Below are 26,954 nucleotides of genomic sequence, written 5' to 3' on the forward strand. Positions count from 1 at the left end.
GAAAGACCGTGCTTTCTCTTTTATATTATTATATTTTTTATTGTTCTTTACATGTAAGTCCTGCATTTTCTTGTTCTTTAATTGTTTGTTCAAGTGAAATATATGTTATCTCATCTTCCCCACCACTTGTAGTAATTACACCAGCATCTGCTAATTGATCAAAATCTGCTTTAGTATAATCAATTTCAACGTTTAAAGTAATGATAGTATCATCAACATCCCATTTAGCAGTTACACCATCTAACGAGTCATAATCAACGTTAATAGATTTTAGCTGTGATTCCCAATATTCAATAGGAAATGTATCTGTTACATAACCAGTAACATCATATACAACTTCTGCTCTCATAATTTCTACTTGATCGTCACTAGATTCAATCGTTGTTGTATTAGTAGTCAATTCATCGATATTCCCTTTACAAACAGTAGTAGTTTTTTCACTGCCACCACATCCAGTAATCATAGTAGCAAATAAAAATACAAAAAATAACTTTTTCATTCTTTTCCCTCATTTCTTATGTGTTATATTATACTTTAATAATAACATTTTTTTACATTAAATAATATACTTTTACCATTATTTAACGATTTTTTAACGCAAATAATCACAGATTTATTTGATTTATAATACAAAAAAGAAGGCACTTGCCTTCTTTTAAATCTTATTTAACAGTTCTTTTAATTCATTTTCACTAAAATCATATTTTGCATTACAAAATTGACAACATAACTGCGCCCCATGATCTTCATCAATCATTGCTTGTAATTCATCTTTACCAACTGCAATTAATGCTGATGCCATTTTTTCTTTAGAACAATCACATTCAAAGAATAAATCCTGATGTTCTGTTATTTCAACATCACTAAACAATAATTTTAATATTTCTTCCGGTGTTTTTCCCTCATTAATTAATTTAGAAACAGGTGGACAGTTTTTCACCGCTTCTTCAATATATGCTATATCTTCTTCAGTTGCTTCTGGTAATAACTGAATAATAAAACCACCTGATGATAAAATTTCATTAGTATCATTAACTAAAACACCAACTGATACTACAGAAGGAGTTTGTTCACTTACAGCAAAATAATAACTAAAGTCATCACCAATTTCACCAGTTTGTAAAGGGACTGAGCCAGTAAAAGGTTCCTTTAATCCCATATCTCTAATAACTTGTAACGTTCCTTGATTTCCGACTGCTACTCCTACTGCAAGTTTTCCAGTATCATTATAAGTATAATGAACTTCTGGATTAGCAACAAATCCTTTAATTTTGCCATCACCTTTAGTAACACACATCATTGTTCCAATTGGTCCACCACCGTTGATAACAACTGTCATTTTTTCTTCATTTTTATTCATTTTGGCCATCATTAAAGTTGCTGACATCATCCTTCCCATAGCAGCAGAAGCTGTTGGCCAAAAATTATGATGTTTTCTAGCTTCTTCAAGCAAATTTGTTGTTTGACAAGCAAACACACGACAATTTTTGCTATTAACAATTCCTCTAACTAAATAATCTTTCATATTGTCTCCTTATAAAAATATCGCAACCGATGATAAAATCATCGGTATTAACATACATAAAATAATAAAATATATAAATATTTTTTTACGTCTGTTCATTAATTATTACCTCTTTTTAATATGAAAAAAAGCGACTAGCGCTTTTATTTCATATCATCTAATAAATCATCTACGTCATCAAATGAAGTTTGATTTGGTGAAGATGGTGTAACATTATCATCCACTTCAATATCATCACTACCATTATGACGATCTAACATTTTTCCTGTATTGAACAATGCTTCAATTTGTTCACCAGCTAAAGTTTCGTGTTCTAATAAAGCTTCAGCAATAATAGATAATTTATCTTTATTGGCTAAAATGATTTCTTTAGCTTTATCATAACATTCATCAATAATCTTACGAACTTGAACATCAATTTCATAAGCAATTTGTCCAGAATGTGAATTGTTATGTTGTGTATAATCACGACCTAAGAATACATTTCCTTGACCAGAATCATATTTAATAGGTCCTAATTCTGACATACCTAATTCAGTAACCATTAATCTAGCAATTCTTGTTGCTTGTTCAATATCGTTATGCGCACCAGAACTTACATCACCAAAGAAAATTTCTTCAGCTACACGTCCACCCATAAAACCAGCAATATTAGCTTCTAATTGTGTTTTAGTTTGGAAATAAGTTTCTTCTTTAGGTGTCATCAAGTTATATCCACCCGCTTGACCACGAGGAATAATAGTTACTTTTTGTACTTTATTAGCATCTTCTAATGTTAAACCAATTACCGCATGACCTGCTTCATGGTAAGCTACCAAACGACGTTCTTTTTCTGTATACTTACGTGATTTTTTAGCTGGTCCACCCATAACACGGTCAACCGCCTCATCAATATCCGCCATTGAAATGACTTTATGATTTTCACGTACTGCTAATAAAGCTGCTTCATTTAAAACATTTTCTAATTCAGCTCCAGAGAACCCTGGTGTTCTTTGAGCAATATTTTTAAAATCAACATCAGGTGCAAATTTTTTGTTACGAGCATGAACTTTTAAAATTTCAGCACGAGCATTTTTATCAGGATTTGCAACTTGAATTTGACGGTCAAAACGACCTGGACGTAACAGAGCTGGATCTAAAACATCAGCACGGTTAGTTGCCGCTAAAATGATAATTCCTTCATTTCCGCTAAATCCGTCCATTTCAACTAATAACTGGTTAAGGGTTTGTTCTCTTTCGTCATGTCCTCCACCCATTCCAGTTCCTCTTTGACGTCCAACGGCATCAATTTCATCGATAAAGATAATACATGGTGCCGTTTGTTTAGCTTTTTTAAACATGTCACGAACACGTCCAGCCCCAACACCGACAAACATTTCTACGAATTCAGAACCAGAAATTGAATAGAATGGTACACTAGCTTCACCAGATACAGCTCTTGCTAATAATGTTTTACCTGTTCCTGGTGGCCCTACTAATAAAACACCCTTAGGAATTCTTGCTCCCATTTGAGCAAATTTTTTCGGATTTTTCAAGAATTCAACCAATTCTTGTAATTCTTCTTTTTCCTCATCAGCTCCAGCTACATCACTGAAACGAGTTTTAGAATTTTTTTCTAACTTAGCACGAGAATTTCCAAAGTCAAATGCTTTAGCATTTCCACCACCTTGTCCCATCATCTTGAAGATTAAATACATACCTCCAAGTAATAAAACATAAGGTAAGATACTTAAAATTACTCGTAAAAACATTCCTTGATCATTAGCATCAACAACTGTAGTTTCAATATCCTTTTCACTCAATAATGAAGTTAATGATTGGATTTCAGTTTCAGTATTTGGAATCGTTGTTGTAAATTCAACAGTTTCTTTTTTACCATCTTTTTTAGTTTCATAAGAACCAGAAACATCTACAACTAAAGATGATGGTACAATTTCGACTTCTTTAACGTCCTCATTTTGAATAACTTCCACGAATTCATTATATTTAATTTCTTGATTGTTACCTTGATTCATAAAAGTAACAAAACCGCCAATCAAACATAACACTACAATCCACGGAAGAATCGATTTTATTAATCCATTCTTTTTACTCATATACTCTCCTTACTTATAGCATTCCTCTTTTAATATTCCAACATATGGTAATTGACGATATTTTTCATTAAAATCTAAACCATATCCAACTACAAATGCGTTAGGGATCTTAAACCCTGCATAATCAGCCTTCATGTTAAAAACACGTCCCTCTTCTTTATCTAACATGGTAACAATCTTAACACTATTGGCCTCACGCTTCAAGAGCATTTCTTTAACGTTGAATAATGTTTTACCTGTATCTAAAATATCTTCTACAATCAAGATATTTTTACCTCTAACATCTTCTTTTAAATCTTGTTTAACTACCAATGTTTTTGACTCAACACCATCATAGCTGCTAACAGACATATAGTCAAAACGAACATCACAATCTAAATATTTTGATAGTTCAGCTAAAAAAGGAATTGACCCCTTTAATAATCCTACCAGGATAACTTCTTTACCTTGGTAATCTTCATTAATTTGTTTTGCCAGTTCCTGGCATTTAGCACTAATTTCTTCGCCACTTATTAATATTTCTTTTATATCCTTATGCATCTTTTCCACTCCTAGTCATGTTCATAATTTTACCACATATAAATTAGGTTTTAAATATAAATACCTAATATTTTTTGCAAGATGAGGAACCAAAATAATCTCACCTTGGTTATTTTCTACAACTGGCCAAATTTTTCTTTGCTGTTTAGGTATTTTGTTATCAATAAATAACCGAGCTACTTTTTTGGTTCCTCCTGCAGTAACAATAACATCACCAGGAAGTACTGTTCTAATTACAATCGGAAATTCATGATCATCTACATAAATACCTTCATTTAAATGACCTTCTCCACTTAAATAAAAATACTGTTGATAATCAAATTGCAAATGATCATATTGAAAACGATAACCTTGTTCGCTATCTATGTTGGCAACACGTATATTATTATACTCTTTTATGAACCTAATATTAACGGGTAATGACATATCAATATTTGGCTTAGAACTTTTAATCTGTTTAATTATTTCCTTAATTAAGGTTTCACTAATTAATGGCGGATATACTTTTTCTTTTACAACTTCATAAATAAATTTTTCTAATAACTCATCAGGAATAGTTGTATAATCAATTTTTTCTTGTTGATGATAAACCATTAGATATTTTTGAATATCTTGATATTGGTTTAAATAATCCTGATTATGCTTATCGGCCCATTTTAATAGTTTATCCACCTTTTTATCATCATAATCTTTTAAAACAACATTTCTAACATAATCACGGGTAAATTCTGTTTCAAAATTAGTATAATCATCACGGTATGCAACATTATGTTCATGACAATAATTACGTAAAAATTCCTTTTTTACATTTAAACATGGTCTAATAACCTTTAAATTAAAGACATTACTAATTTCTTTGATTCCTAAATAACCACGAGTATTATTACGGCGTACTTGCATCACGATTGTTTCAATTACATCATCAAGATGATGCGCTAAAATAACTTCATTAGTTTGATACTTACTAGCTATTTCATAGTAAAAACGATATCTTAAAATCCTGGCTTGTTCTTGAAAATTTTCTTTTCCATAATTAGCTGGATCTATTTCTTTAACAAATAAAGGAATCTGATTCTTTTTACAATATTCACAAACATTTTTTTGATCTAAATCACTATCATGACGTAAATGATAATTAACATGACAGACTACTAAACGATACTTAGCAACTCGTAACATATCCAGTAACGCCATTGAATCACAACCACCAGATACCCCAACTATATATTTTTTTTCTTTAGATAATAAGCGCTTAAAACTATTCATTATTATACCTATTAAAACCATTATTAGAACATAAATAAAAACTACATTTTCCTTTTAAAAGCATAACAATTCCAAACCTTATAATTCAACTACTGGTGTTTCTTTTATTAGTCACCATATAATTTTATTCCTAAAAACAATTAAATATATGTAGTTAAATCAACTTTAGCTCGTCAGTACTTTTGAAATTCATTTATCCTTTAACAGTTCCATTTCCCTTTCAACTATTATTATACGAAATTGCATCATTTCCAATCTACCATGAAAACAAGCCAACAGCAACTGAAAAAAATAAAAAACAACACATTAATATTAAAATTTTATATCACATAACATCAATTGAGTCTATTGCTAAAGATACTTCGTTTAATATTGTTTTGATAAGTACAATTTCATTTGGCGCCAAAGATAAACTATCCATTACCGCTATACCTACAATCCCATAAATTCTATTGTCTCTTCGAATCGCTAAATACAGTGCTTTTGCTTCAGGTAAAGTACTTGTTAATGGACCAGCATTTTTATTATTAATCAAGACCCATTGAGCAACAGCTTTTTCTTTTGGCGATAAAAGAATATCTTCAATATTAGGAATTCGCTGCGGGTTATAAATATATGGAGTTATCAGTTTATCCTGTTTTACAGCGTAAAAAACAATAACTGTTTTTAATAATTTATGTAATTGATAACAAGTTTCTTCCATGATTTCTTTATAAGAATTAGTTAACTGCAACCTTTGACTTGTCTGTAAAAGAACGTCCATACTATAAGCACGTAATGAAGCTAATCTTTTTTCTCTTTTTAATTTAATCTGCAATACATTAATCATAAACGATACAAATACTAATACAAGCAGCATAAGAAAACTTTCTTTTGACGCTACTAGAAGTGACCCTTTAGGTTCAATAAAAAAGAAATTAATTATACATACGCTAATAACCGAACTAATAATGCTATAAATCGCATATGTTGTAAACCATCCTATAATACAAGATGATAAAACATAAAACAAAACAATACTAGTAATATCAAATTGCAAAAACATCGCTATAAATGAAATAGCAGTTGTAGATAACATACAAATAAAAGAAACAGCGATATCCTTAAATGAAAATTTAAATATTTTATCTAGATTTAATGGTTGTTTTTGAGCACTTGAATTGCTATCTGGAATAATATAGATCTCAAGATTAGGCGAAAGTTTTGTCAACGCATCTACTATCGTTGTCTTATTAAAAAAAGATGGTTTTCGATAGGAACGACCTAATACAAGTTTCGATATTCCGCCTGTTTTAGCATATTGACTTATTTGGTATGCAACGTCATCTCCATAAGTTGAAACGATATTAGCTCTAAGATGGCGAGCTAACGTTAAATTTGATTGCAGCTGGTTATAAGCTTTTTTTGACATATTTTTACTTGTGGTAGTCTCTACATATAGAGCTGTAAACTCTCCATGAAAAGCCTGTGCCATTTTAGAAGCCGTTCGTATTACTTTTTGATTAGTTGGAGACGTTCCTAGACAAACTAAAATGTGTTCTTTTAAAAACGGCTTATTATCATTTGTTGCATATAAATTAATCCTGTCCGCACATCTTCTCAAAGCGATTTCTCTTAAAGAAATTAAATTATCTTTGATAAAAAAATTATTAAGAGCCCTTTTAGCTTGATTAGGCTGATATATTTTTCCTTCTTTTAATCGTTCAATTAAATCATCTACTTCAATATCGATTAGTTTTACATCATAAGCCTCATCAAATATGTGGTCAGGAATTCTCTCATTGACTTTTATACGAGTAATACTAGCAACAATATCATGAAGACTTTCAAGATGCTGGACATTTAAAGTCGTATACACATCAATACCTGCCCTTAATAGTTCTTCAATATCACTATATCTTTTTTTATGTCTTGACTCTGGAGCATTAGTATGTGCGAGTTCATCTACCAATATTAGTTGTGGATGTCTTTTTAATGCCGCATCCAAATCAAACTCAATAAATTTATGACCTTTATAAACAATTTCTTTATTTTCAATTTTTTCTAATCCATAAATCAAATCTGTCGTTTCTTTTCGATTATGTGGTTCAATGTATCCAATTACCACATCTATGCCTTCAACCGATTTTTGTTGAGCGCTATTTAACATAGCATAGGTTTTCCCAACGCCAGCACAATAACCAAAAAAAATTGTTAAACGACCTGTTTTATTCATCATAACCACACATTCCTTTCCGCCTGCGGCTGCAAGGCACACATCGTCATGAATAATTCCTTGCTTGTGCAGATCTTTTATTCTATATTCTTACTGAAGGAGTCTTACACTACAAAGCACGGCGAGGTGAGTTGTAGATTTCTGCAGCTCGTTCAGTTTAAAACAGTATCATACTGAACTTTTCAAGCACACATGAGTATCGACATCCTAGTCTGTAGATTAATCATTGACTTGAGTTAATCTTTTAGTGCTGTTCAGCCAGTCACTGAGCTCCTTCTCTATAATCTGAAAGGAGCTTTTATTTATGGAAATTGTTTACCCTAGAGCCTGTGGCGTTGATGTGCACAAATCCTTCATTGTTGCAGTTATCTGCATCTCTGAATCCATCAAGCCCAGATACATTAAAAAAAGATTCTCAACCTTCAATAACCAGTTGATTCAATTTAGAGACTGGCTTATCGAAAACAACTGTCACAATGTATGCATGGAATCCACTGGCAAGTACTATATTCCTGTATACAATGCATTGGAAGGTCACATCCCCAATGTCGTTGTTGCCAATCCTAAATGGGTCAAGGCTATCAAAGGTGAGAAGGATGACAATAAGGATGCCAAATGGATTGCCGATCTCTTTAAGTTCGGCATCGTCAGATCCAGCTATATCCCTGAAAAGGATATTCGTATCCTCAGGGAATTTACCCGCTATCAGTATAAGCTTGTCAATATCCGTTCTTCTGAGAAGAATCGTTTCCAGAACGCTTTAACTGTTGGAAACTGCAAACTTGATCTTGTTTTTACTGATGTCTTTGGTAAATCTGCTTCCTCTATTGTCGATACCATTTTATCAGATGAACCCTATACAAGTGAAGATATTCTTTCCAAAGTTCATGGAAGGTGCAAAGCTTCTTCAGACGATATTCTTTCAGCCGTTGAAGGAACCAATCTGAATCAGTATCAAAAAGCGAGAATCAAAATTGTTCAGAAGCATATGGAATATGTTGATTCACTTCTTGACGAAGTTCAGCACCACATTGACATGATGGTCGAATCCTATGAGAACTATATTCAGCTTTTAATGACAATTCCAGGTGTCAACAGAAAATCTGCTATTATCATCATTTCTGAACTTGGCATTGATGTATCTCAATGGTCTAGTGCTCGCAAGCTGGCTGCATGGGCTGGACTGGCTCCAGGACATAATGAATCAGCCGGAAAAAAGAAATCTGTCAAGATTTCAAAAGCCGGCATCTACCTCAAGCCATGTCTTGTACAGGTTGCACATGCCGCTGTCAAAGATAAAACCTGTAGCTACTATGCAGAAAAGTTTGTCAGAATTTCCAAACGACGTGGCAAGAAACGTGCTATCATAGCGATTGCTAGAAAGATCCTTGTGGCCATCTACCATATACTCAAGACAGATGAAGTCTTCAATCCATCAGATATGGCAGATGTTGAAACAACGAAAGAACAACGCATCGCTTATATCACAAACAATTTCAGAAATGCCTTCAATCAGCTCAGCCGAACTGGTTTGAGCGAAGAAGAAATCTTAAGCATTATCATCAAGAAATCTAACAACTCACCTCAAACAGAATAGCCTTTCATTTGGGGAAAGGGGCATTATGCACTTTTTTGGTAAAATCCATATTTCCATTTCTATTTTTTATTCAGATTAATTTCCTCCTCATCTATCTTCATTAATCAGGCATAAACATTTTATTAAAAATATTGCTTTCTCAAAATTATTTCTAAAAAAATATTTTATAAATTTTTTTAAACCAATTAAATCTTTATTCTTAGTATGATCATTGTAATTACTATCATTATCTTTTTATGCCTATTTAAGACGATAAACCATTAAAAGTTCAAATCTACAAAAATAAATGTTTTCATACTTTATACTTTTTTAAGTTCGTAAAAATTTGGTTTAAACCTCCTTCATTAATACCTTTAACCATATTATACTTATGATATTTATTCAAAGATAGTTAGATTTATAATTTTAATTTGGTTTTAATTTTGCATTAATCACTTTTAATCCCTTTTTTATTTTGCAAATGATAAAATTCAAGTGTCTTAGAAATAGACTAACGAGATATAAAAGATAGGAGGAAAAATTATATGATGGACTTACTCATGATATCAGTATTGATTATATCTTTCTTATCTATGGTGCTGTTTGTTAACTGGGTTGATAAACAGATTAAGAAATAGAGGTGAAGAACATATATGTGGTTATTAGTTTTGATTATTATAGCACTAGCTGGCTATCTTGTTTACGCTTTAATAAATCCTGAAAAATTTTAGTAAACAATTAAATTAGTAAACAATTAAATATTTTTATAAAAGAGAGTGATTTCTATGAAAAAAAATTTTATTAATGAAGAAGAAGTAGAGGCAATGAAATCTTTGCCACTTTTAATTAAAAAATTGAATAGTGCAGGAAATTACAAACAGGCATTTAAAAACGTTTATGATGCGATGTCTAAATATCCTGACAACCCTGTACCTCATAATTTATTAGGGATACTTTTAGAAAAAAGCGATGATCACAATTTGGCAATGAAGCATTTTCGCATAGCCTGGATACTTGATCCCACTTATGAACCAGCAAATCAAAATCTTTTAAATTTTGGTGATTTCTATTCAAAAAAGCATTTTGCTTATAGTGAAGAAGATTGTCCAAAAGAAAAAAAAGAAAGTTATACAATCATTTATGATGATAAGCATATAGGTCATGTAGTAAAAAAAAATGATTATTATAATTTAGATTAACGGGGGATTGTTTATGATACAAATACTATGTACATTACTTATCTTTATGATAATCATCTTTCCAATTGGAAATTATGTTTATCATATTTCAACAAAGAAAAAAACTTTCGCCGATCCTGTTTTCGATAGAGTTGATAATTTTCTATATAAATTATTAAGAATCGAAACATCAAATATGGGATGGAAAAAATATGCATTAACTTTATTATTAGTAAATGCTTGTTTAATTTTTGTTGGATATCTTATTTTAAGAGTTCAATCTATCGGACTTTTTAACCCAAACAATATTGGGAATATGGAAGAATCATTATCGTTTAATACAATTATTTCTTTCATGACAAATACAAATTTACAACATTATTCTGGTGAATCCGGTTTATCATACCTATCACAGATGCTTGTAATTATTATGATGATGTTCACTTCAGCGGCATCTGGTTATGCAGCTTGTGTAGCTATGGTTAGAGGGCTTTTAGGAAGACAGATGGGTAATTTTTACGTTGATTTCATTAGAATTATTACTCGTTTTTTAATGCCATTAGCTATTTTTGTTGGAATTTTATTAGTTTGGCAAGGAGTTCCACAAACTTTAAATTCAAATATTACTGTAACTACAATTGAAGGTAAATTGCAAGATATTGCTTTAGGACCAATTGCAGCACTTGAATCTATTAAACACTTGGGAACAAACGGTGGTGGTTTTTTAGGCGCTAACTCTGCTACACCATTAGAAAATCCAACAATAATATCAAATATATTAGAACTATTTTCAATGATGATATTACCTGCTTCATGCGTATTTGCTTTTGGTCATATGGTTTATGACAAAAAACAAGAAAAAAAATTAGCTAATTTAAATTTAATGCAATTAGATGACAACAAGAAAAACAAACGAGTATGGCTTGGTAAAGAAGGTAGAACTATTTTTGTAGCGATGTCAGTTCTATTTATTATCGGTTTAACAATTTGTTTATTCAGTGAAAAACAGGGTAATCCAGCTGTTGAAGCAGCAGGTATTACACAAACAATTGGAAACATGGAAGGTAAAGAAGTTCGTTTTGGTATTGATCAATCTGCATTATTCACTACTGTAACAACCTCTTTTACAACCGGTACAGTAAACAATATGCATGATACTTTAACCCCATTAGGTGGTTTAGTTCCACTATTACACATGATGTTAAATGTGGTATTTGGTGGTGTCGGTGTTGGTTTAATGAATATGCTTGTTTACGCTATTCTAGCGGTATTCATTTGTGGTTTAATGATTGGTAGAACTCCTGAATATTTAGGAAAGAAAATCGAAGGAAAAGAAATGAAGCTGGCCGCACTATGTATTATTATTCATCCTTTATTAATTTTAGCATTTAGTGCTTTGGCAGTATCAGTAAATGCTGGACTTGAAGGTATTACTAATCCTGGTTTCCATGGGTTAACCCAGGTTCTTTATGAATTTTCTTCATCAGCAGCTAATAATGGTTCTGGATTTGAAGGATTGGCAGACAATACGTTATTTTGGAATTTAACTTGTGGTATTGTAATGTTTTTAGCTAGATATTTACCAATCATCATTCAACTTGGTATAGCAGGAAGTTTGATGAAAAAAATAGATGTTAATGAATCAACTGGTACATTAAAAACAAATACAATGACATTTGCCGTTATTTTAATATTTGTAGTTTATATTTTTGCAGCATTGACATTTTTGCCAGCCTTAGCATTAGGTCCTATTGCTGAATTATTAACATTGTAGGGGGAACAAAAATGAGTAAAAAAACGAAAACAAAGTTTATTACACATGATATATTAGTTACTTCGATAAAGGGAGCTTTTATAAAACTAAATCCTAAATACATGATCAAAAATCCAGTTATGTTCGTGGTAGAAATAGGATTTGTTGTTTGTATGATATTAATATTTTTTCCTCACCTATTCAATGATGTTGGAAATAATTTAAGTTTATATAACGCAATAGTTGCGTTGATACTATTTATAACATTATTATTTGCTAATTTTGCTGAATCTGTAGCAGAAGGAAGAGGTAAAGCACAGGCAGAAACATTAAAAAAGACAAAAAAAGATACTAAAGCAAGATTGATATCAGAAGATGGAACAGAAAAAATTATTCCAAGCAGTGAATTAAAAAAAGGTGATATCGTTCTTGTTAAAACTGGAGAATTAATTCCTAATGATGGTGAAATCATTGAAGGAATTGCCAGTGTTGACGAATCTGCAATCACTGGAGAATCTGCTCCAGTAACTAAAGAAAGTGGTGGCGACTTTGCCTCTGTAACTGGAGGAACTACTGTTGTTTCGGATTGGATCAAAGTAGAGATTACTTCCGAACCTGGTAACTCATTTCTAGATAAAATGATTTCTTTAGTCGAAGGAGCTTCTAGACAAAAAACTCCTAACGAAATAGCATTAAATACTTTATTAGTATCATTAACTATAATATTTTTAATAGTAATTATTACATTGTACCCAATTGCATCATATTTGGATGTAAAAATCCCTATTTCCACATTGATTGCTCTTACAGTATGTCTAATTCCTACGACAATCGGAGCTTTATTAAGTGCAATTGGAATTGCTGGGATGGATCGTGTCACTCGATTCAATGTCATTGCAATGTCTGGTAAAGCAGTAGAAGCTTGTGGTGACGTAGATACAATGATATTGGATAAAACTGGAACCATTACCTTTGGTAATCGTTTAGCTAGTGATTTTGTAAATGTTGATGAAGTTTCTAAAAAACAATTAATTGATTATGCATGTATTGCATCATTAAAAGATGATACTCCCGAAGGAAAGTCAACTGTTGATTTAGCTCATAATATGGGATCAAATATTCTTTTAGAAGACTATGAAGATGCTGAATTTATTGAATTTACTGCTTCAAGTAAAATGAGTGGAGTAAATTTGAAGGACGGTACTAAAATTCGTAAAGGAGCCGGCGAAGCTATTATTCAATTTGTAAAAGAAAATGGTGGAACTATTCCAAAGGATTTATCAAATAAAATCGAAAGTATTTCTAAACTTGGAGGAACTCCACTTGTTGTATGTGTAAATGAAAAAATTTATGGTGTAATCTATTTAAAAGATACAGTTAAACCAGGATTACCAGAAAGATTTGAACGATTGAGAAAAATTGGGATCAAAACCATTATGTGTACTGGAGATAATCCCTTAACAGCAACAACAATTGCTGCCGAAGCTGGTGTTGATGGTTATATTGCTGAATGTAAGCCAGAAGATAAAATCGAAGCAATAAAAAAAGAACAAGCACAAGGAAAAATTGTTGCAATGACTGGTGATGGAACAAATGATGCCCCAGCATTAGCTCAAGCCAATGTCGGAATCGCAATGAATAGCGGTACCACTGCTGCCAAAGAAGCAGCAAATATGGTGGATCTAGATTCTGATCCAACTAAAATTTTGGAAGTTGTTGAAATAGGAAAACAATTATTAATTACCCGTGGATCGCTAACTACGTTTTCTATCGCAAATGACATTGCTAAATATTTTGCGATTATTCCAGCTATTTTTACAGCTTCAATACCACAAATAAGTGCTTTAAATGTTATGGGATTAGCTTCTCCATCGAGTGCTATTTTATCAGCACTAATATTCAATGCAATTATTATCCCTTGCTTAATCCCTCTTGCTATGAGAGGTGTTAAGTATAAACCAATGAGTGCTTCAAAGATGCTTGGAAGAAATATGATGATATATGGTCTTGGTGGTGTTATTTGTCCATTTATTGGTATTAAATTAATTGATATGCTAATTTCCCCATTACTTGTTTTATTGGGATTATAGGAGGTCAATCATGAAAAAATATCTTAAATCTTTTAAAAAAGCATTAATAGTCTCTTTAGCGATGTTCTTTATCTGCGGATTTGCATATCCGATGGTACTAACAGGAATTGCCCAGGTCATTTTTCCAGATCAAGCAAACGGAAGTCTTGTAGAAGTAGATAATAAAGTAATTGGTTCTGAGCTGGTTGGACAAGATTTCACAGATGAAAGATTATTTCACTGTCGACCATCCGCATATGATTATAACACATATACAAAAGAGGAAGCAAAAAATGATGAATATACTGGACCAGCTTCTGGAAGCAATAACTATGCTCCTAGCAATCCAGAGCTAGAAAAAAGAATCAATGAAGATATTGAAAAATTTTTAGAAGAAAATCCAACAATATCTAAAGATGATATTCCTTCTGATATCATTACAGCTTCTGGATCAGGACTAGATCCACATATATCAGTAGACGCAGCGAATGTACAAATTGACAGAGTAGCTAACAATACCGGAATTTCTAAAAAGAAAATACTGAATTTAATCAAAGAAAATACTGAAGAGAAATTTTTAGGAATTTTTGGTGAAGAAAAAGTAAATGTATTGAAACTTAATCTATCTTTGATAAAAGAACTTAAAAAATAAATATTGGAAAAATCGATTTTAATAAAAATCGATTTTTCCAATATTTATAGTTTTATATATTTTATAGTTGTTTTATAGATGTTATAATAATCAGAAAAGGAGATAATAATATATATGAATAATGCAAAAATACTTGTTATAGAAGACGAAAGTGCAATTAGAAATCTAATCTCTACTGCACTACAAACTAATGGATACAAAAACGATGTAGCACCTAATGGTTCTACTGCACTATTATCATTATCTACACAACAATATGACCTAGTTCTTTTAGATTTGGGCCTTCCAGATACTGATGGAATTGAGATAATAAAAAAGTACCGTACTTTTTCCACAACACCTATCATTGTTATTAGTGCTAGAAGTAATGATAACGACAAAATAATAGCTCTAGATGAAGGGGCAGACGATTATTTGACAAAACCATTCAACGTTGAAGAACTATTAGCAAGGGTACGTTCAACTATTAGAAGAATACAATATTCTGAAACAAAAAAAACAGAAGAAGTGCGGTATTTTATTAATGGACAATTAAAAATTGATTATGTCTCTCAAACGGTATACGTATCAGATGAGGAAATCCATTTGATGCCTATTGAATACAGTTTGTTATGTCTATTAGCAAAAAATGTTGGCAGAGTTTTAACCCACCGATATATTTTAGATAAAGTTTGGGTTAACTCAATCGAATCCGACCTATCATCATTAAGAGTTTATTTAACTTCACTTAGAAAAAAAATTGAAAAGAAAAGCAATGAAAAATATATTCAAACTCATATAGGTGTTGGTTATAAGATGGTATTAATTAAGCCAACAGATGCGGAAGTGAAAAATCATGAATAAGAAAAAAAATATAATCGTAGTCTGCTTATCTGCTTCAAAATCAAATACTAAAGTAATAAAGACAGCTTTTCAATTAGCAGAAAATGAAAAAGCCAAATTAATGGGTGTTTATATATTTAATCAAAAATATAAGTTAACCAATCACGAACAACAACAATTAGAAAAAAATTTAGAATTTGCTGAACAATCTGGTGCAGAAATTGAAATTATATATGCAGATGATATAGCTAATCAAATCATTAGAATAGCGAATCTTTACAAAGCAAAAAAAATAGTCATCGGAAAAAATAATAAAGATAGAAAAATATTTACTCATTTTAGTCCTTTATATATTCAAATTTTAAACCAAGCTGAAGATATAGATATCCATATAGTTCCTGTTGATGCTAAAACAAAAATACCAAAAATTGAAAAAAATAAAAGAACTACATTGCAAGAATTCATGCTTTCTGCCTTCATTCTTCTAGTAAGTACAGTAATCGGATATTTCTTTTTTAAAATAGGTTTCCACGATTCTAATATCATTATGATTTATATTTTAGGAGTTTTCTTGATTGCAGTAATTACTTCAAGTAGAATTTGTAGTATTATGTCATCAATCATCAGCGTTATTCTATTTAACTTTTGTTTCACATTTCCAACTATGAGTCTGTCCGTTCATGATTCGTCATACTTGATGACTTTTTTTGTCATGATTATTGTTGCTTTTTTCTCCAGTACCTTAACAAGTCGTATTAAACAAAAAGCAACCCAGTATTCTGACATAGCATATATCTCAAAAATACTATTAGAAACAAATCAAACTTTACAAGAGCTTTCTTCAGAAAATGCTATTATTAATAGTGGATGTACAATATTATCAAAGTTATTAAATAGAGATATAATTTATTATCCTGTTAATAATAATGAATTACATGAACCAACTTTTATCCCTGCAAAAAAGAAGTCTTCAATTGAAAAATATTTAACTTCTAATGAAAAAGGAGTAGTTCAGTGGGTGGCAATTCATAATAAACATGCCGGGGCAACAACACGGTATCTTCCAAATTCAAAATGTCTTTATTATGCAATTCGTAATAATAAGATTACTTACGGGGTTATAGGAATTAATTTAGATAATGATCGGCTCACCTCAATTGAAAATAGAATTTTATTGGCTATTTTAGGAGAAATGACTTTATCATTAAATAATATAAGAAGTATAAAAGAAAAAAATGAAGCAATTTTACGTGTTAAAAACGAACAGCTTAGAGCCGATCTTTTACGATCAATTTCTCATGATTTGAGAACTCCTTTAACCTCAATTTACGGAAATGCTGATATTTTATTAAATGATAATAATATGCTGAGCGATGAAAAAAAGAAAGTTTTATATGGAGATATATATGATGATGCATTGTGGTTATTTAATTTAGTTGAAAATCTTTTGTCAATTACAAAAATCGAAGATGGAAAAATGAAATTACGGATTGAGCCTCAGATGTTAGAGGAAGTAATTGAAACCGCATTAAAACATGTCAGTCGAAACAAAAAATACTATCAAATCCTAATAAACTTGAAAAATGAATATTTAATGGCCGATATGGATGCAAGATTAATTATTCAGGTTTTAATCAATATCATTGATAATGCTATCAAATATACCCCTGTTGGTTCTTTGATTGAAATTATTGCATATCAAAAAGAAAAAACCGTATTTGTTGAAATCAGGGATAATGGCGACGGAATTCCAGATGAAGAAAAAACAAACGTCTTTGATAAATTTTATAGTTTAAATAAAACAGTCATCGACAGTAAAAAGAGTATTGGGTTAGGATTATCATTATGTAAATCAATTATCGAAGCCCACGGTGGTACTATTTTCGTAACTGATAATCATCCTAAAGGAAGTATATTTACCTTCACCTTACCTGCCACTGAGATAACTATTGATAAAAACATTTTATAATTTTCTCTAAATAGCGATATTCACCATAATTAGTAAACAAAATATCTGTCTAGTTCTATCGTATTCCTTATATGTTTTTCCAATTTATTGTATTTGGTTATTCAAATTGCGATAAATATTTTGAAGTTTTATAAGTGTATATAGTAACTTGAACTCTATAAATTTCTAATTCCAACCTCCTTGATAACGAAATAAAAAGTACTTACCGTACTTTTTATTTCACGTCATTTTCAATAATTTTAATTACAATTATACTAATATCATCTAAATTATTTTCATTTAAAACCTGATCCATTAAGTAAGTAGCTATTTCTTGAGGATGCTTATTTTCTAATAATGCTATATTATCAGATATAATTTTTTCAAAATTACTCCCAGCACCATCACTAGACATAATAATTAAATCATTATTAAATAATGGCATTTCATAACTAACCATTTTTAACTTAGATACTACTCCCACTGGTAAAGTATGAGATGTAATTTTTTCTACCACGCTACCTCTAATATGATAACTTGGATTAGCGCCATATTTAATCATTTTCATTCTAGCATTTGCAAGATTAATATTACATAAATCTAATGTTGTAAAAACATCATTACGATTTTTTATTTTTAATAACGAATTAACCGAATCAATAGTATCTTTCAAACCAATGCCATTTAATATCAGCTTTGATAAAACTTCCAACGTTAGCTTACTTTCACTAGCAGCTACTTTACCTTGACCCATACCATCACTTAAAGCTAAATAATGCATATTATTTTGATGAAATACACTAAAAGAATCGCCACAATACATTGGTTCTAAAGAATATTGCTGGATCCCATATTGTAAAGAATAATTTTGCTGATGTTTTAAAATTAAAGATGTGTAACCTAGATAATGCATAGTATCTTTAATCGATACCACCTCTAGTTTTTCATTTAAATATCCTTCAATAATTGGAATCAATTCTTCAACAACTTCTTCTTTACTAATATCCATCAACCCAATTTCTAAAGTATAGCAATGCATCGATATTTGATGACGATATAAATATGTAATATTAAATTGATAGCCTAATAAATGTTCTTTTAAACTATCATCACTTAATGGTGTTTGTTCTAATGAACTACTAAAATTATTAAAAACATCACTTAACAATGAAAATTCATAAAATAAATCTTTTTTTAAATGAAAGTTTTCCTGATTAATTCTTTTGATCTTATCATAACTTTCTTTATATTCATTAACAGCGCTTATAAACCGGTCAGGATTAATGCAATTTTGTTCAATATATTTTAAATCATCTTCACTATAACTACTTTTAAATCCCTTATTGATCAGCTTACCTAATCTACTTACATTTCCATCACGATAAAAACATAAATCCCTGCTAGGACAACGGCTGCAAACATCTTCATAGACATATCCCACAAACTCACCAATATTTACATCACGATTAGCTTCTTGAAAAATATCAGTTAATTGTTTAAACAAAGAGGCGAATGTATTGGCTTTTTGAATCAGTTTATTGCGACTAGTTACATTTTTATACTCCTCGCTTAGTACTTTTGGCTTTTTCTTAAAGCTTGGAATAAATAGAAACAACGCTGCACTGACAACAATAACAAAGCTATGATAAAAATAATCATAGGTAATAAAAAACGGCAATATTAAATGACTTAACAAATACTCTGTTGAACATATTAACTTATTTTCCGGTTTATACATAAAGAATATACTAAAGGGAAGGATTAATGATAATATCTCATCTTTTAATAAAGAATTCATAAACATCAAGACAATTGATATATATAAAATTGTGGGCATTGTATTATTTATACCTAGATAATAAACACTAAGTAATAAATAAAATCTTAATAATATCATTGTATAAACTTGATTAACTTCAATTAAAGAAGTAATAGCTAACATTATCATTACTGATAAAATCATCATTCTTTTGTTTGTATAAACCTCTATCGTATTATGGACAAAGAGAGGGATTACTTCTAGGTAAAGCAAGCTATGTAAGATAGTAAAGGATAATATAACTAACATTTCAATATAACTATACTGATATATATATAGAAAAATTAAACTTACCAAAGCAATTATCAGGGCTAAATATTTACTTTTGATAAATTTTAGATACATCATCACTTGCATTAAAACGACACTAGTAAGGGAGACTATCAATAACATGTAATTATCGTTTGTCAAATATGATATTAGGGCTATTGCTATCATATATGCAATTATACTAGGATATCCACACGCAAAAGATATTACTAGCATGGGCAGGACAAAACAAAGTGATGTATCGTATATTTTTACTAAACCTAGAAGGAGGGTCAGTCCAAAGATTGATAGATACGTCAATTTATTACTCTTTATTTTTTCTTTTGCCTTCGATACTGTCAAATCCATTTCATTCACCTCATAAACAAGATTATAAAGAGTGGTTGTTAAATAATTTGTCATTTTTTTAATTATCAATAAAATATATTTATATTGTTGTTATGAAAAAGAATGATAAGATGTTATACTATATTTATTATAAGTAAAGGTGGTTAAAAAAATGAATTTTGATGATGTAAAAGCAAAATATCGACGAAAAAATAAAATTCTATTTTCACGTGAAAGTCTTTGCTTACAAGAACTGATAGCTTTAATTTGTAAACAAAAACATCGAACAATTGTTATGTGGATATTACAGTGGGCTAATCAAACCGCCGATATTTTAAACAAGCGTTACCCTGATGAAGAAAGATTTAATAATGCTATTGTTCAATCAACTAGATGGGCAATGGGTAAAATAAAAATGTCTATTGCTAAAAAAGCAATTTTAGACTGTCATAAGGTTGCTAAAGAAATCGATGATCCTATCGATATTGCTTTATGTCATGCAATCGGGCAAGCTTGTTCTAGTGTTCATGTTGAAACCCATGCTATTGGTTTTGTATTTTATGATTTAACCGCATTAGTTTTAGAATTAGGAATTGATAATTTTGAAGCTGCTGCTAGTAATAAAATCGAACAATATATAAATACATTAAAATTATGGGAAAGTGAAATTGATAATTACTCAGGTCCTTAGGCCTCATTTTTACTTAATGATAATAAAATAAATAAAGAATTATTTATCGCTAACAAAAAAGCTGATAAATAATTCTTTTTCTTTATTTTTATTGATTTTTTATTTCTTGTAACTCTTTTTCTCTAGCTAGTTTTGCATATTGAGAAACTTGCCGTAATCCGGCGTTTAATAAAACTAGAACTGTTACAATTGCAATAAATGTCAATACCCATTGAACTAAATAAATTTCACTTCCAAATGTTATTGGCATATCCCAAATTGCATGTAAAACAATCGCCAACAATAAGAATTTTAAGAACTGACCATTTAAAATATGGTTGCTATTTAATTGCTCTTCTTTTTTAGCTACGATCAAACCAACGCCAGCAATCGCTGTCCAAGTAATATGGCATCCAAATGATAAAATTGAACGTAACCATAAAATATCCAACATTACACTTGCTTGGCCACCACTACCAACAAAAGCATTAAATGCATAACCAGCAGTTTCAAATACCGCAAAGCCAGCCCCAACACAGGCACCAATAAGCATACCATTTAAAATATATTTAGTATTTTTACGTGATACATAAAAAACTACTACTGCAATTTTTCCTACTTCTTCAACAATTCCAACTAAAATTGCACCTAAGTAATCTAATTGTTCAACTCTAATTATTTCATATAAAATCAATGTACAGATAAGTGATAAAGCACCACCAACAAAAAACATCGTAATAACGTCAAAAATACTAATATTTCTAGGGACATTCACTTCCCAGAAAAATATTAATGCTGAAAATGGAACCATTAAGGCACCAATAAAAATCGCCCCTGGAATAGCATTAGTATTATAAAAATTATTGACCATTACAAACAAAGCAATAAAGACAATTAAAAACATAATAAACACTCGAGAATATAGCCATGGTTTAGGCCAGCTAGAAACCATTTGTGATTCTCTTGGAGTTGTATACTTAGTACCACTGATAAACATTTCTTCGCGTTCTTCAACAGTGTGTTTTTTAAATACCTCTGAAAACAACTCTTTCAATTTAATTTCTACTTTTCCTTGCTCTCCTGTCATGCTATTAATTGTAGAAGTAAAATTGTCTAACCCTTTTTTTAAAATATTCTCCCCATTGTTATTTGGATAGTTGTTTAATCTTGCTCCACAACCAGAGCAAAATGCAACATTGCCAGTATATGGCTTTCCACATCTAAAGCAATATTGAACCTTTTTTTCTTCAACTACATTTTCATGTCCACAATATCTGCAAAACCGAGCGTTTGGGTCAATTGGTTGACCGCAATTTTGACATCTCTTTTCCATAAATCCGCCTCTTTTACCTAAAATTTATTTTATTATAGCACATTTATGTATTATTTTACAAAAAAACACCAGTTTTTAACTGATGTTATAATATTATAATTCTAATTTAAAACTAATATCCCCTAATATTCGAGAACTGTCATATTGTTTAAAATCAAATCTCTTCAACAAACGAATTGAACGATAATTATCATCGTATACATGGGCAAAAACAAATTGAAAATGATATTCATCTTTCAAAATCTGTAATATTTTCTTTAATGTCTCAGTCGCATAACCATGATCCCAGTATAAACTATCAAACGTATATCCAATTGTAACACAAGAAGAATCCATTACATCTAAATAGAAATCTCCTATCATTTCATTAGTTTCTTTTAAAATTATTGCTAACTGATAACTGCCAATATCACCATTAAAAGGATGTTCAAGACAATACTCTATTCTTTTCACTGCTTTTTTATATGGATAACGCCACCATGATTGATAAAAAGCTACTTCTTTTTTATTTCGATATTCACTCATTCTTTTAGCATCATCTAATTGTAATTCCCGTATCAATAACCGTTGTGTTTCTACCGCTTCCATCAAGTCACTCCATTCTTTTTTATCATACACCAACATTTTAACTAATACAATTAGTTTATACTGTTTATTAGACAACTTATAAATAATTAAAGAAATATCTGTTAATCAATCTTTTTATCAAATTTCATCTAATTAATAAAAAAGAGATTTCTTATTTGCTGATAGATTGCACAATTCTCGAAATCTCTTTTTAACTACTAGATTACTTTATTTTAGTTTTAATTGTATTTATCATATGCTTAATTGCAATAACTGGATGTTTATAGATCATTCTAGGTCCCGCATATTTCATGACCATTTTAATTTGTTGACGATAAACAGGACCATAACAATGAATAGGACAACTTGAACAAAATGTTTTTTCTTCTTTACGAGGGCAATGATCAATTCGCTTATAAGCATATTCTTTTAGTGTTGAAAGATCTTCACCATGTCCTTTTTCATATATTTCAATCATTATTGTAATTAACTTTTTTTCTTGTTCTATTGTCATTTAACTTTGTCTTCCACTTTCTATTTTAATAATACGATTACAAATTTTTAATGATGATGGTCGATGACTAACCATTATAATCGTCTTTCCAGCACTGTTATTACTTAAAGCTTTTAAAACCAAAGCTTCATTTAAACTATCTAAATTACTTGTTGGTTCATCTAACAAAATTAATGGTGTATCATGTAAAAACGCTCTAGCTAAGGCTAATCTTTGTAACTGTCCTCCAGAAAGTGATTGATAAAGACTACCAATCATCGTATCATAACCGTCTTTTAAAGTTATAATAAATTCATGTAAGTTGGCTTTTTTACATGCTTCAATTACTTCCTGATCACTAGCCTCTTTTCCTAATTTAATGTTATTTTTAATACTATCATTAAAAATATAAGTATCTTGAGTTACATAGCTCATTAACTTAGTTAATGTTTCACTATTCCACTCTTTAATATTGTGATGATCAATCAAAATTTCACCCGCACTTGGATCATAAAAACGCATTATAAGTTTTAATAATGTCGTTTTACCACTACCGCTTTTTCCTTCAATCCCAATGATTTCGCCAGGCTTAATAGTTAAATTAATATTATCTAAGATTTTTTCATCTTGATAACTAAACGATAAATTTTTAATTTCAATATCACCTAAGCCCCCTTTATAACCGTCTACTACTTCTTCAACTTGTGGTTTTTCTTCTAATAAATCTAAAACACGATTACCACTTGCAAAAGTAATAACTAAATTATGCGCTAATGAAGATAGTGCTAAAACCGGTCCAAAAGACGACATTAAAGCAATCGTGCTTAAAATAACAGCATCAAAAGTAATCATATTTTGACTATATAAATAATAAGCTAATATTAACATCAGTAAAGAGAAGATACTTACACAAATATCACTAAGCATTTTAAAATTACCTTCTAATTTTTTCAAATCCTCATTTTGATAATTAAGCATCTCACTTTTACGATCAATGTCTTCTAAACGTTTTTTACCACGAGAGAATTGATCAACAATTCGTAAACCATGAATTGATTCTAAAACATAACTAGTATATTTCCCATAATCATTACGATACTCTAATCCTTTATCTCCAGAAGCCTTTCCAACAATCATTGGTATAACAATTCCAATAACTACATAGGCGACTAAACCTAATAAAGCTAATAAAATATGAAAACTACCAAGATAAAAAATCATTATTAAAGAAACAATCAAAGCAATCATAACTGGCGATATTGTATGAGCGTAAAATACCTCTAATAACTCAACATCACTAGTAATCATCGCTACTAAATTACCATGGTCTTTACCATCTAACTTAGCCGGCGCTAATTTTCTTAGTTTAGCAAAAACAATATCTCTAATCATTGCTAGTAATTTAAAAGCAATAAAATGATTACACCATTGTTCACCATAACGTAGAAAACCTCTTGAAATACCACAAATAACCAGCAGGTAAAATAAACTAGTAAACGCCTGATGATTAATTATTTTAATAATTATCTGCCCAGCAATAACAGTTAAAAAGATTGCTGCTAAGTATCCCAACACTCCTAAAAATATTGCTAATAACATTATTAATAGCATTGATTTTACTAAGGCAATCAAGCTAATTACAACTTTTAAATTACTACGCCTTTTCACTTGTTTTACCTCCATAATTTTCAATTTCCTGTTGGGTCTTAACTAACTGATGATATTCCTGATTTTCTTGCATCAATTGGTCATGACTACCATTTCCAATTAATTTACCGTGACTAAAAACATAATTACATTTACAATTAACAACATTGGCAAGACGATGACTGATTAAAATAACTATTTTATCTTTTTTCATTGCTTCAATAACCTGCATAATAATTTCTTCACTTTCAATATCAATATTTGAAGTTGCTTCATCAAATATATAAACACCACTATCATGCAATAGGGCCCGAGCAATACTTAAACGCTGCTTTTGACCACCAGATAAATTATTTCCTCTTTCTTCAATTTCACTATCTAATCCATCTAGCTCTTTGAAATAATTTAAAAGATTTACTTTCTCTAATACTGCCATCAATTGTTCATCACTGGCATAACAGTTGCCATCTAATAAATTAGAACGCACTGTTCCCGCAAAAATATATGGATTGTGTTCAACTAATGTTATCTGCTTCATCAAATCATGATGATTAATTTCCTTTACTTGTAGACCATTATAAGTTAAACTACCTTGGTAATGATCAAAATACCCTAGTAATAGTTTTGCAATCGTACTTTTACCACTACCTGAACTTCCCACTACTCCATAAATTCCTGGTTCATTTATTTTTAAATTGATATTTTCAAGTACATTATCTTGCTTGTATGCAAAAGTTAAATTAGAAAGTTCAATCTCATTAATTTTTCCAAGTGCCAATGTTTTATTATCAATAACTGGTGTATCTAATAATTTAAAGATTTTTTCACTAGCCGCATTTCCATTCATAGCAATATGGAAAAATGAACCTAATAGTCTAAGCGGAATAAAAAATTCAGCTGATAACATGATCATCATAAACGTTTGTCCTAAATCAATTTTGTTATCATAATAACTAAGCAATGAAAAAATTATTCCTAAAGCAGCTCCACCATAAGCTACTAAATCCATAATACTAATCGAATTTAATTGCATTACTAATACCTTCATCGTAATACTACGAAAACGCTGAGCTTCTTCATTCATTTCCTGATGCTTGCTAGCATCGCCACAATAACCTTTAAGTGTTGTTAAACCACTAACATTATCTAAAAATCTTTCTGCTAAGTTTCCATATAAACCCCAATATTTGCTTAATAGTCTTTTAGCAAACTTTTGAACTAAAACAATTGATAACGGGATCAAAGGAACACAAATAAATAAAACCAAGGCTGCTTTAAAATCAACCTGACACAATACTATAAATAAAGTTATCGGTGCTAACATACTATAAAAAAACTGTGGTAGATATTTACCAAAATATGTTTCTAACTGTTCAACACCCTCACTCATCAATTGTGTTAATGAGGCCATACTTAATACTTCACTATAATGATTATTAAGTGCTAAGATCTTTTTATATACAGCAACTCGTAATTTTCCTTTAATATTTTTAGCAGCTTTAAAAGAATACATTGTAGCCTGTCTACCAAAATATCCTTTAACAAAAATCAATATAATAATTATAATTACCTGGATTGCAAGATTATTTATTTTTTGGTCAATAAATAGCTCATTAATCATATTTGCCATAATAGCAACAATAATTATTTGAGATAGCAATGCTAACCATTGCATTAAAACCTGTAAATATACATATTTTTTATCTTCTTTTAAATAACTAACTAATTTTTTATTAATCATTTCTTAACTCTTTAATTGTTTCAATGCGAAAAATAAAATAATAATATTTAAATATCACTAATAAAACAATTGTTATCCTTCCATAAATATTACTCATCATTAAAAAAGCTATTAATAGCATTGTACTTGCAAAGCTTAATAACATAACCTTTGTTTTCAATGTCATTTTTCTACTTGTAACAAAATCATTTAAATGATTTTGATATAATTTAGTTCCTTCAAACCACTCCTTAGCTCGTTTCGAACTTTTGGTAAAAAAGAACAAAGCTACTAATAAAAAAGGTGTTGTTGGTAAGATTGGTAAAGCTACTCCAATCATCCCTAATGCCATAAATACTATTCCTAATCCAAAATATAAATATCTCATCTTTTTCTCCTTTTTGTTATAGTAATCTAACAAAGTTATACAAGACTAACTTTAACATTATCAAAAAAACTTTGCAACCA

The 26,954-nt window shown here is 30.1% G+C and carries 22 protein-coding genes; 9 read left to right on the plus strand and 13 right to left on the minus strand.

Features of this window, described 5'->3' with window-relative positions:
* Positions 1 to 37: 37 nt before the first annotated feature.
* The 6 genes from B5F09_RS05725 to B5F09_RS05745 all read right to left on the minus strand — a co-directional run bounded on the left by B5F09_RS05725 (position 38) and on the right by B5F09_RS05745 (position 7,645).
* Positions 38 to 499: a DUF1307 domain-containing protein gene (locus B5F09_RS05725; protein WP_087298617.1), complete on the minus strand. Its 462-nt coding sequence runs from the start codon at positions 497 to 499 to the stop codon at positions 38 to 40.
* A 156-nt stretch (positions 500 to 655) separates the two neighbouring features.
* Positions 656 to 1,525, minus strand: coding sequence for an Hsp33 family molecular chaperone HslO (gene hslO, locus B5F09_RS05730; RefSeq protein ID WP_087372484.1), 870 nt, complete (start codon positions 1,523 to 1,525; stop codon positions 656 to 658).
* A 143-nt stretch (positions 1,526 to 1,668) separates the two neighbouring features.
* Positions 1,669 to 3,621, minus strand: coding sequence for an ATP-dependent zinc metalloprotease FtsH (gene ftsH, locus B5F09_RS05735; RefSeq protein WP_087298619.1), 1,953 nt, complete (start codon positions 3,619 to 3,621; stop codon positions 1,669 to 1,671).
* A gap of 9 nt (positions 3,622 to 3,630) precedes the next feature.
* A complete protein-coding gene (gene hpt / locus B5F09_RS15170; RefSeq protein ID WP_239404264.1) occupies positions 3,631 to 4,161 on the minus strand; it encodes a hypoxanthine phosphoribosyltransferase in 531 nt (176 codons plus the stop codon).
* Between the two features lie 21 nt (positions 4,162 to 4,182).
* Positions 4,183 to 5,427, minus strand: a complete 1,245-nt coding sequence (gene tilS, locus B5F09_RS05740) for a tRNA lysidine(34) synthetase TilS (RefSeq protein ID WP_239404265.1) — start codon at positions 5,425 to 5,427, stop codon at positions 4,183 to 4,185.
* 325 nt (positions 5,428 to 5,752) lie between these two features.
* Entirely contained in the window at positions 5,753 to 7,645 is a 1,893-nt protein-coding gene (locus B5F09_RS05745) for a DUF4118 domain-containing protein (protein ID WP_239404266.1), read from the minus strand.
* Positions 7,646 to 7,946: 301 nt separating this feature from the next.
* Between B5F09_RS05745 and B5F09_RS05750 the strand changes: the two genes are divergently transcribed.
* From B5F09_RS05750 to B5F09_RS05785, 8 genes are all read left to right on the plus strand, one after another.
* Entirely contained in the window at positions 7,947 to 9,239 is a 1,293-nt protein-coding gene (locus B5F09_RS05750) for an IS110 family transposase (protein ID WP_087372487.1), read from the plus strand.
* A 632-nt stretch (positions 9,240 to 9,871) separates the two neighbouring features.
* The gene (gene kdpF / locus B5F09_RS15410; RefSeq protein WP_087372597.1) at positions 9,872 to 9,949 is read left to right on the plus strand and encodes a K(+)-transporting ATPase subunit F; all 78 of its coding nucleotides are present in this window, start codon (positions 9,872 to 9,874) and stop codon (positions 9,947 to 9,949) included.
* A gap of 54 nt (positions 9,950 to 10,003) precedes the next feature.
* Entirely contained in the window at positions 10,004 to 10,417 is a 414-nt protein-coding gene (locus tag B5F09_RS05760) for a hypothetical protein (RefSeq protein WP_087372491.1), read from the plus strand.
* Positions 10,418 to 10,430: 13 nt separating this feature from the next.
* The gene (locus B5F09_RS05765; RefSeq protein ID WP_087372494.1) at positions 10,431 to 12,170 is read left to right on the plus strand and encodes a potassium-transporting ATPase subunit KdpA; all 1,740 of its coding nucleotides are present in this window, start codon (positions 10,431 to 10,433) and stop codon (positions 12,168 to 12,170) included.
* An 11-nt stretch (positions 12,171 to 12,181) separates the two neighbouring features.
* The gene (gene kdpB / locus B5F09_RS05770; protein WP_087372496.1) at positions 12,182 to 14,239 is read left to right on the plus strand and encodes a potassium-transporting ATPase subunit KdpB; all 2,058 of its coding nucleotides are present in this window, start codon (positions 12,182 to 12,184) and stop codon (positions 14,237 to 14,239) included.
* 10 nt (positions 14,240 to 14,249) lie between these two features.
* Positions 14,250 to 14,870, plus strand: coding sequence for a potassium-transporting ATPase subunit KdpC (kdpC, locus tag B5F09_RS05775; protein ID WP_087372499.1), 621 nt, complete (start codon positions 14,250 to 14,252; stop codon positions 14,868 to 14,870).
* Positions 14,871 to 14,984: 114 nt separating this feature from the next.
* A complete protein-coding gene (locus B5F09_RS05780; RefSeq protein ID WP_087372502.1) occupies positions 14,985 to 15,713 on the plus strand; it encodes a response regulator transcription factor in 729 nt (242 codons plus the stop codon).
* Positions 15,706 to 17,661: a DUF4118 domain-containing protein gene (locus B5F09_RS05785; protein WP_204215237.1), complete on the plus strand. Its 1,956-nt coding sequence runs from the start codon at positions 15,706 to 15,708 to the stop codon at positions 17,659 to 17,661. The genes B5F09_RS05780 and B5F09_RS05785 overlap by 8 nt, the downstream gene beginning before the upstream one ends.
* Positions 17,662 to 17,875: 214 nt before the next feature.
* Here the strand turns inward: B5F09_RS05785 and B5F09_RS05790 are convergent, their stop codons facing one another.
* Positions 17,876 to 20,077 (minus strand): PP2C family serine/threonine-protein phosphatase, encoded by a 2,202-nt coding sequence (locus tag B5F09_RS05790; RefSeq protein ID WP_087372509.1) that lies wholly within the window; start codon positions 20,075 to 20,077, stop codon positions 17,876 to 17,878.
* 151 nt (positions 20,078 to 20,228) lie between these two features.
* On the opposite strand from B5F09_RS05790, the gene B5F09_RS05795 reads away from it, so the two are divergent.
* The gene (locus B5F09_RS05795; RefSeq protein ID WP_087372512.1) at positions 20,229 to 20,747 is read left to right on the plus strand and encodes a putative immunity protein; all 519 of its coding nucleotides are present in this window, start codon (positions 20,229 to 20,231) and stop codon (positions 20,745 to 20,747) included.
* A gap of 88 nt (positions 20,748 to 20,835) precedes the next feature.
* On the opposite strand, the gene B5F09_RS05800 is transcribed toward B5F09_RS05795, so the two are convergent.
* The 6 genes from B5F09_RS05800 to B5F09_RS05825 all read right to left on the minus strand — a co-directional run bounded on the left by B5F09_RS05800 (position 20,836) and on the right by B5F09_RS05825 (position 26,874).
* A complete protein-coding gene (locus tag B5F09_RS05800; RefSeq protein ID WP_087298622.1) occupies positions 20,836 to 22,059 on the minus strand; it encodes a PrsW family glutamic-type intramembrane protease in 1,224 nt (407 codons plus the stop codon).
* 93 nt (positions 22,060 to 22,152) lie between these two features.
* Positions 22,153 to 22,647 carry a GNAT family N-acetyltransferase gene (locus B5F09_RS05805; protein WP_087298623.1) on the minus strand — a complete coding sequence of 165 codons (495 nt, stop codon included), beginning with the start codon at positions 22,645 to 22,647 and terminating at the stop codon, positions 22,153 to 22,155.
* 202 nt (positions 22,648 to 22,849) lie between these two features.
* Positions 22,850 to 23,140 carry a nitrous oxide-stimulated promoter family protein gene (locus tag B5F09_RS05810; protein ID WP_087372514.1) on the minus strand — a complete coding sequence of 97 codons (291 nt, stop codon included), beginning with the start codon at positions 23,138 to 23,140 and terminating at the stop codon, positions 22,850 to 22,852.
* Positions 23,141 to 24,787: an amino acid ABC transporter ATP-binding/permease protein gene (locus B5F09_RS05815; RefSeq protein WP_087372517.1), complete on the minus strand. Its 1,647-nt coding sequence runs from the start codon at positions 24,785 to 24,787 to the stop codon at positions 23,141 to 23,143.
* Positions 24,774 to 26,507 carry an ABC transporter ATP-binding protein/permease gene (locus B5F09_RS05820; protein ID WP_087372520.1) on the minus strand — a complete coding sequence of 578 codons (1,734 nt, stop codon included), beginning with the start codon at positions 26,505 to 26,507 and terminating at the stop codon, positions 24,774 to 24,776. Before B5F09_RS05820 ends, B5F09_RS05815 begins: the two co-directional genes overlap by 14 nt.
* Positions 26,500 to 26,874, minus strand: a complete 375-nt coding sequence (locus tag B5F09_RS05825) for a YbaN family protein (RefSeq protein WP_087298627.1) — start codon at positions 26,872 to 26,874, stop codon at positions 26,500 to 26,502. Before B5F09_RS05825 ends, B5F09_RS05820 begins: the two co-directional genes overlap by 8 nt.
* Positions 26,875 to 26,954: the final 80 nt, after the last annotated feature.

Origin of the sequence: Erysipelatoclostridium sp. An173 (assembly GCF_002160495.1) — a bacterium.
Taxonomy (GTDB): Bacteria; Bacillota_I; Bacilli_A; order Erysipelotrichales; family Coprobacillaceae; genus Thomasclavelia; species Thomasclavelia merdavium.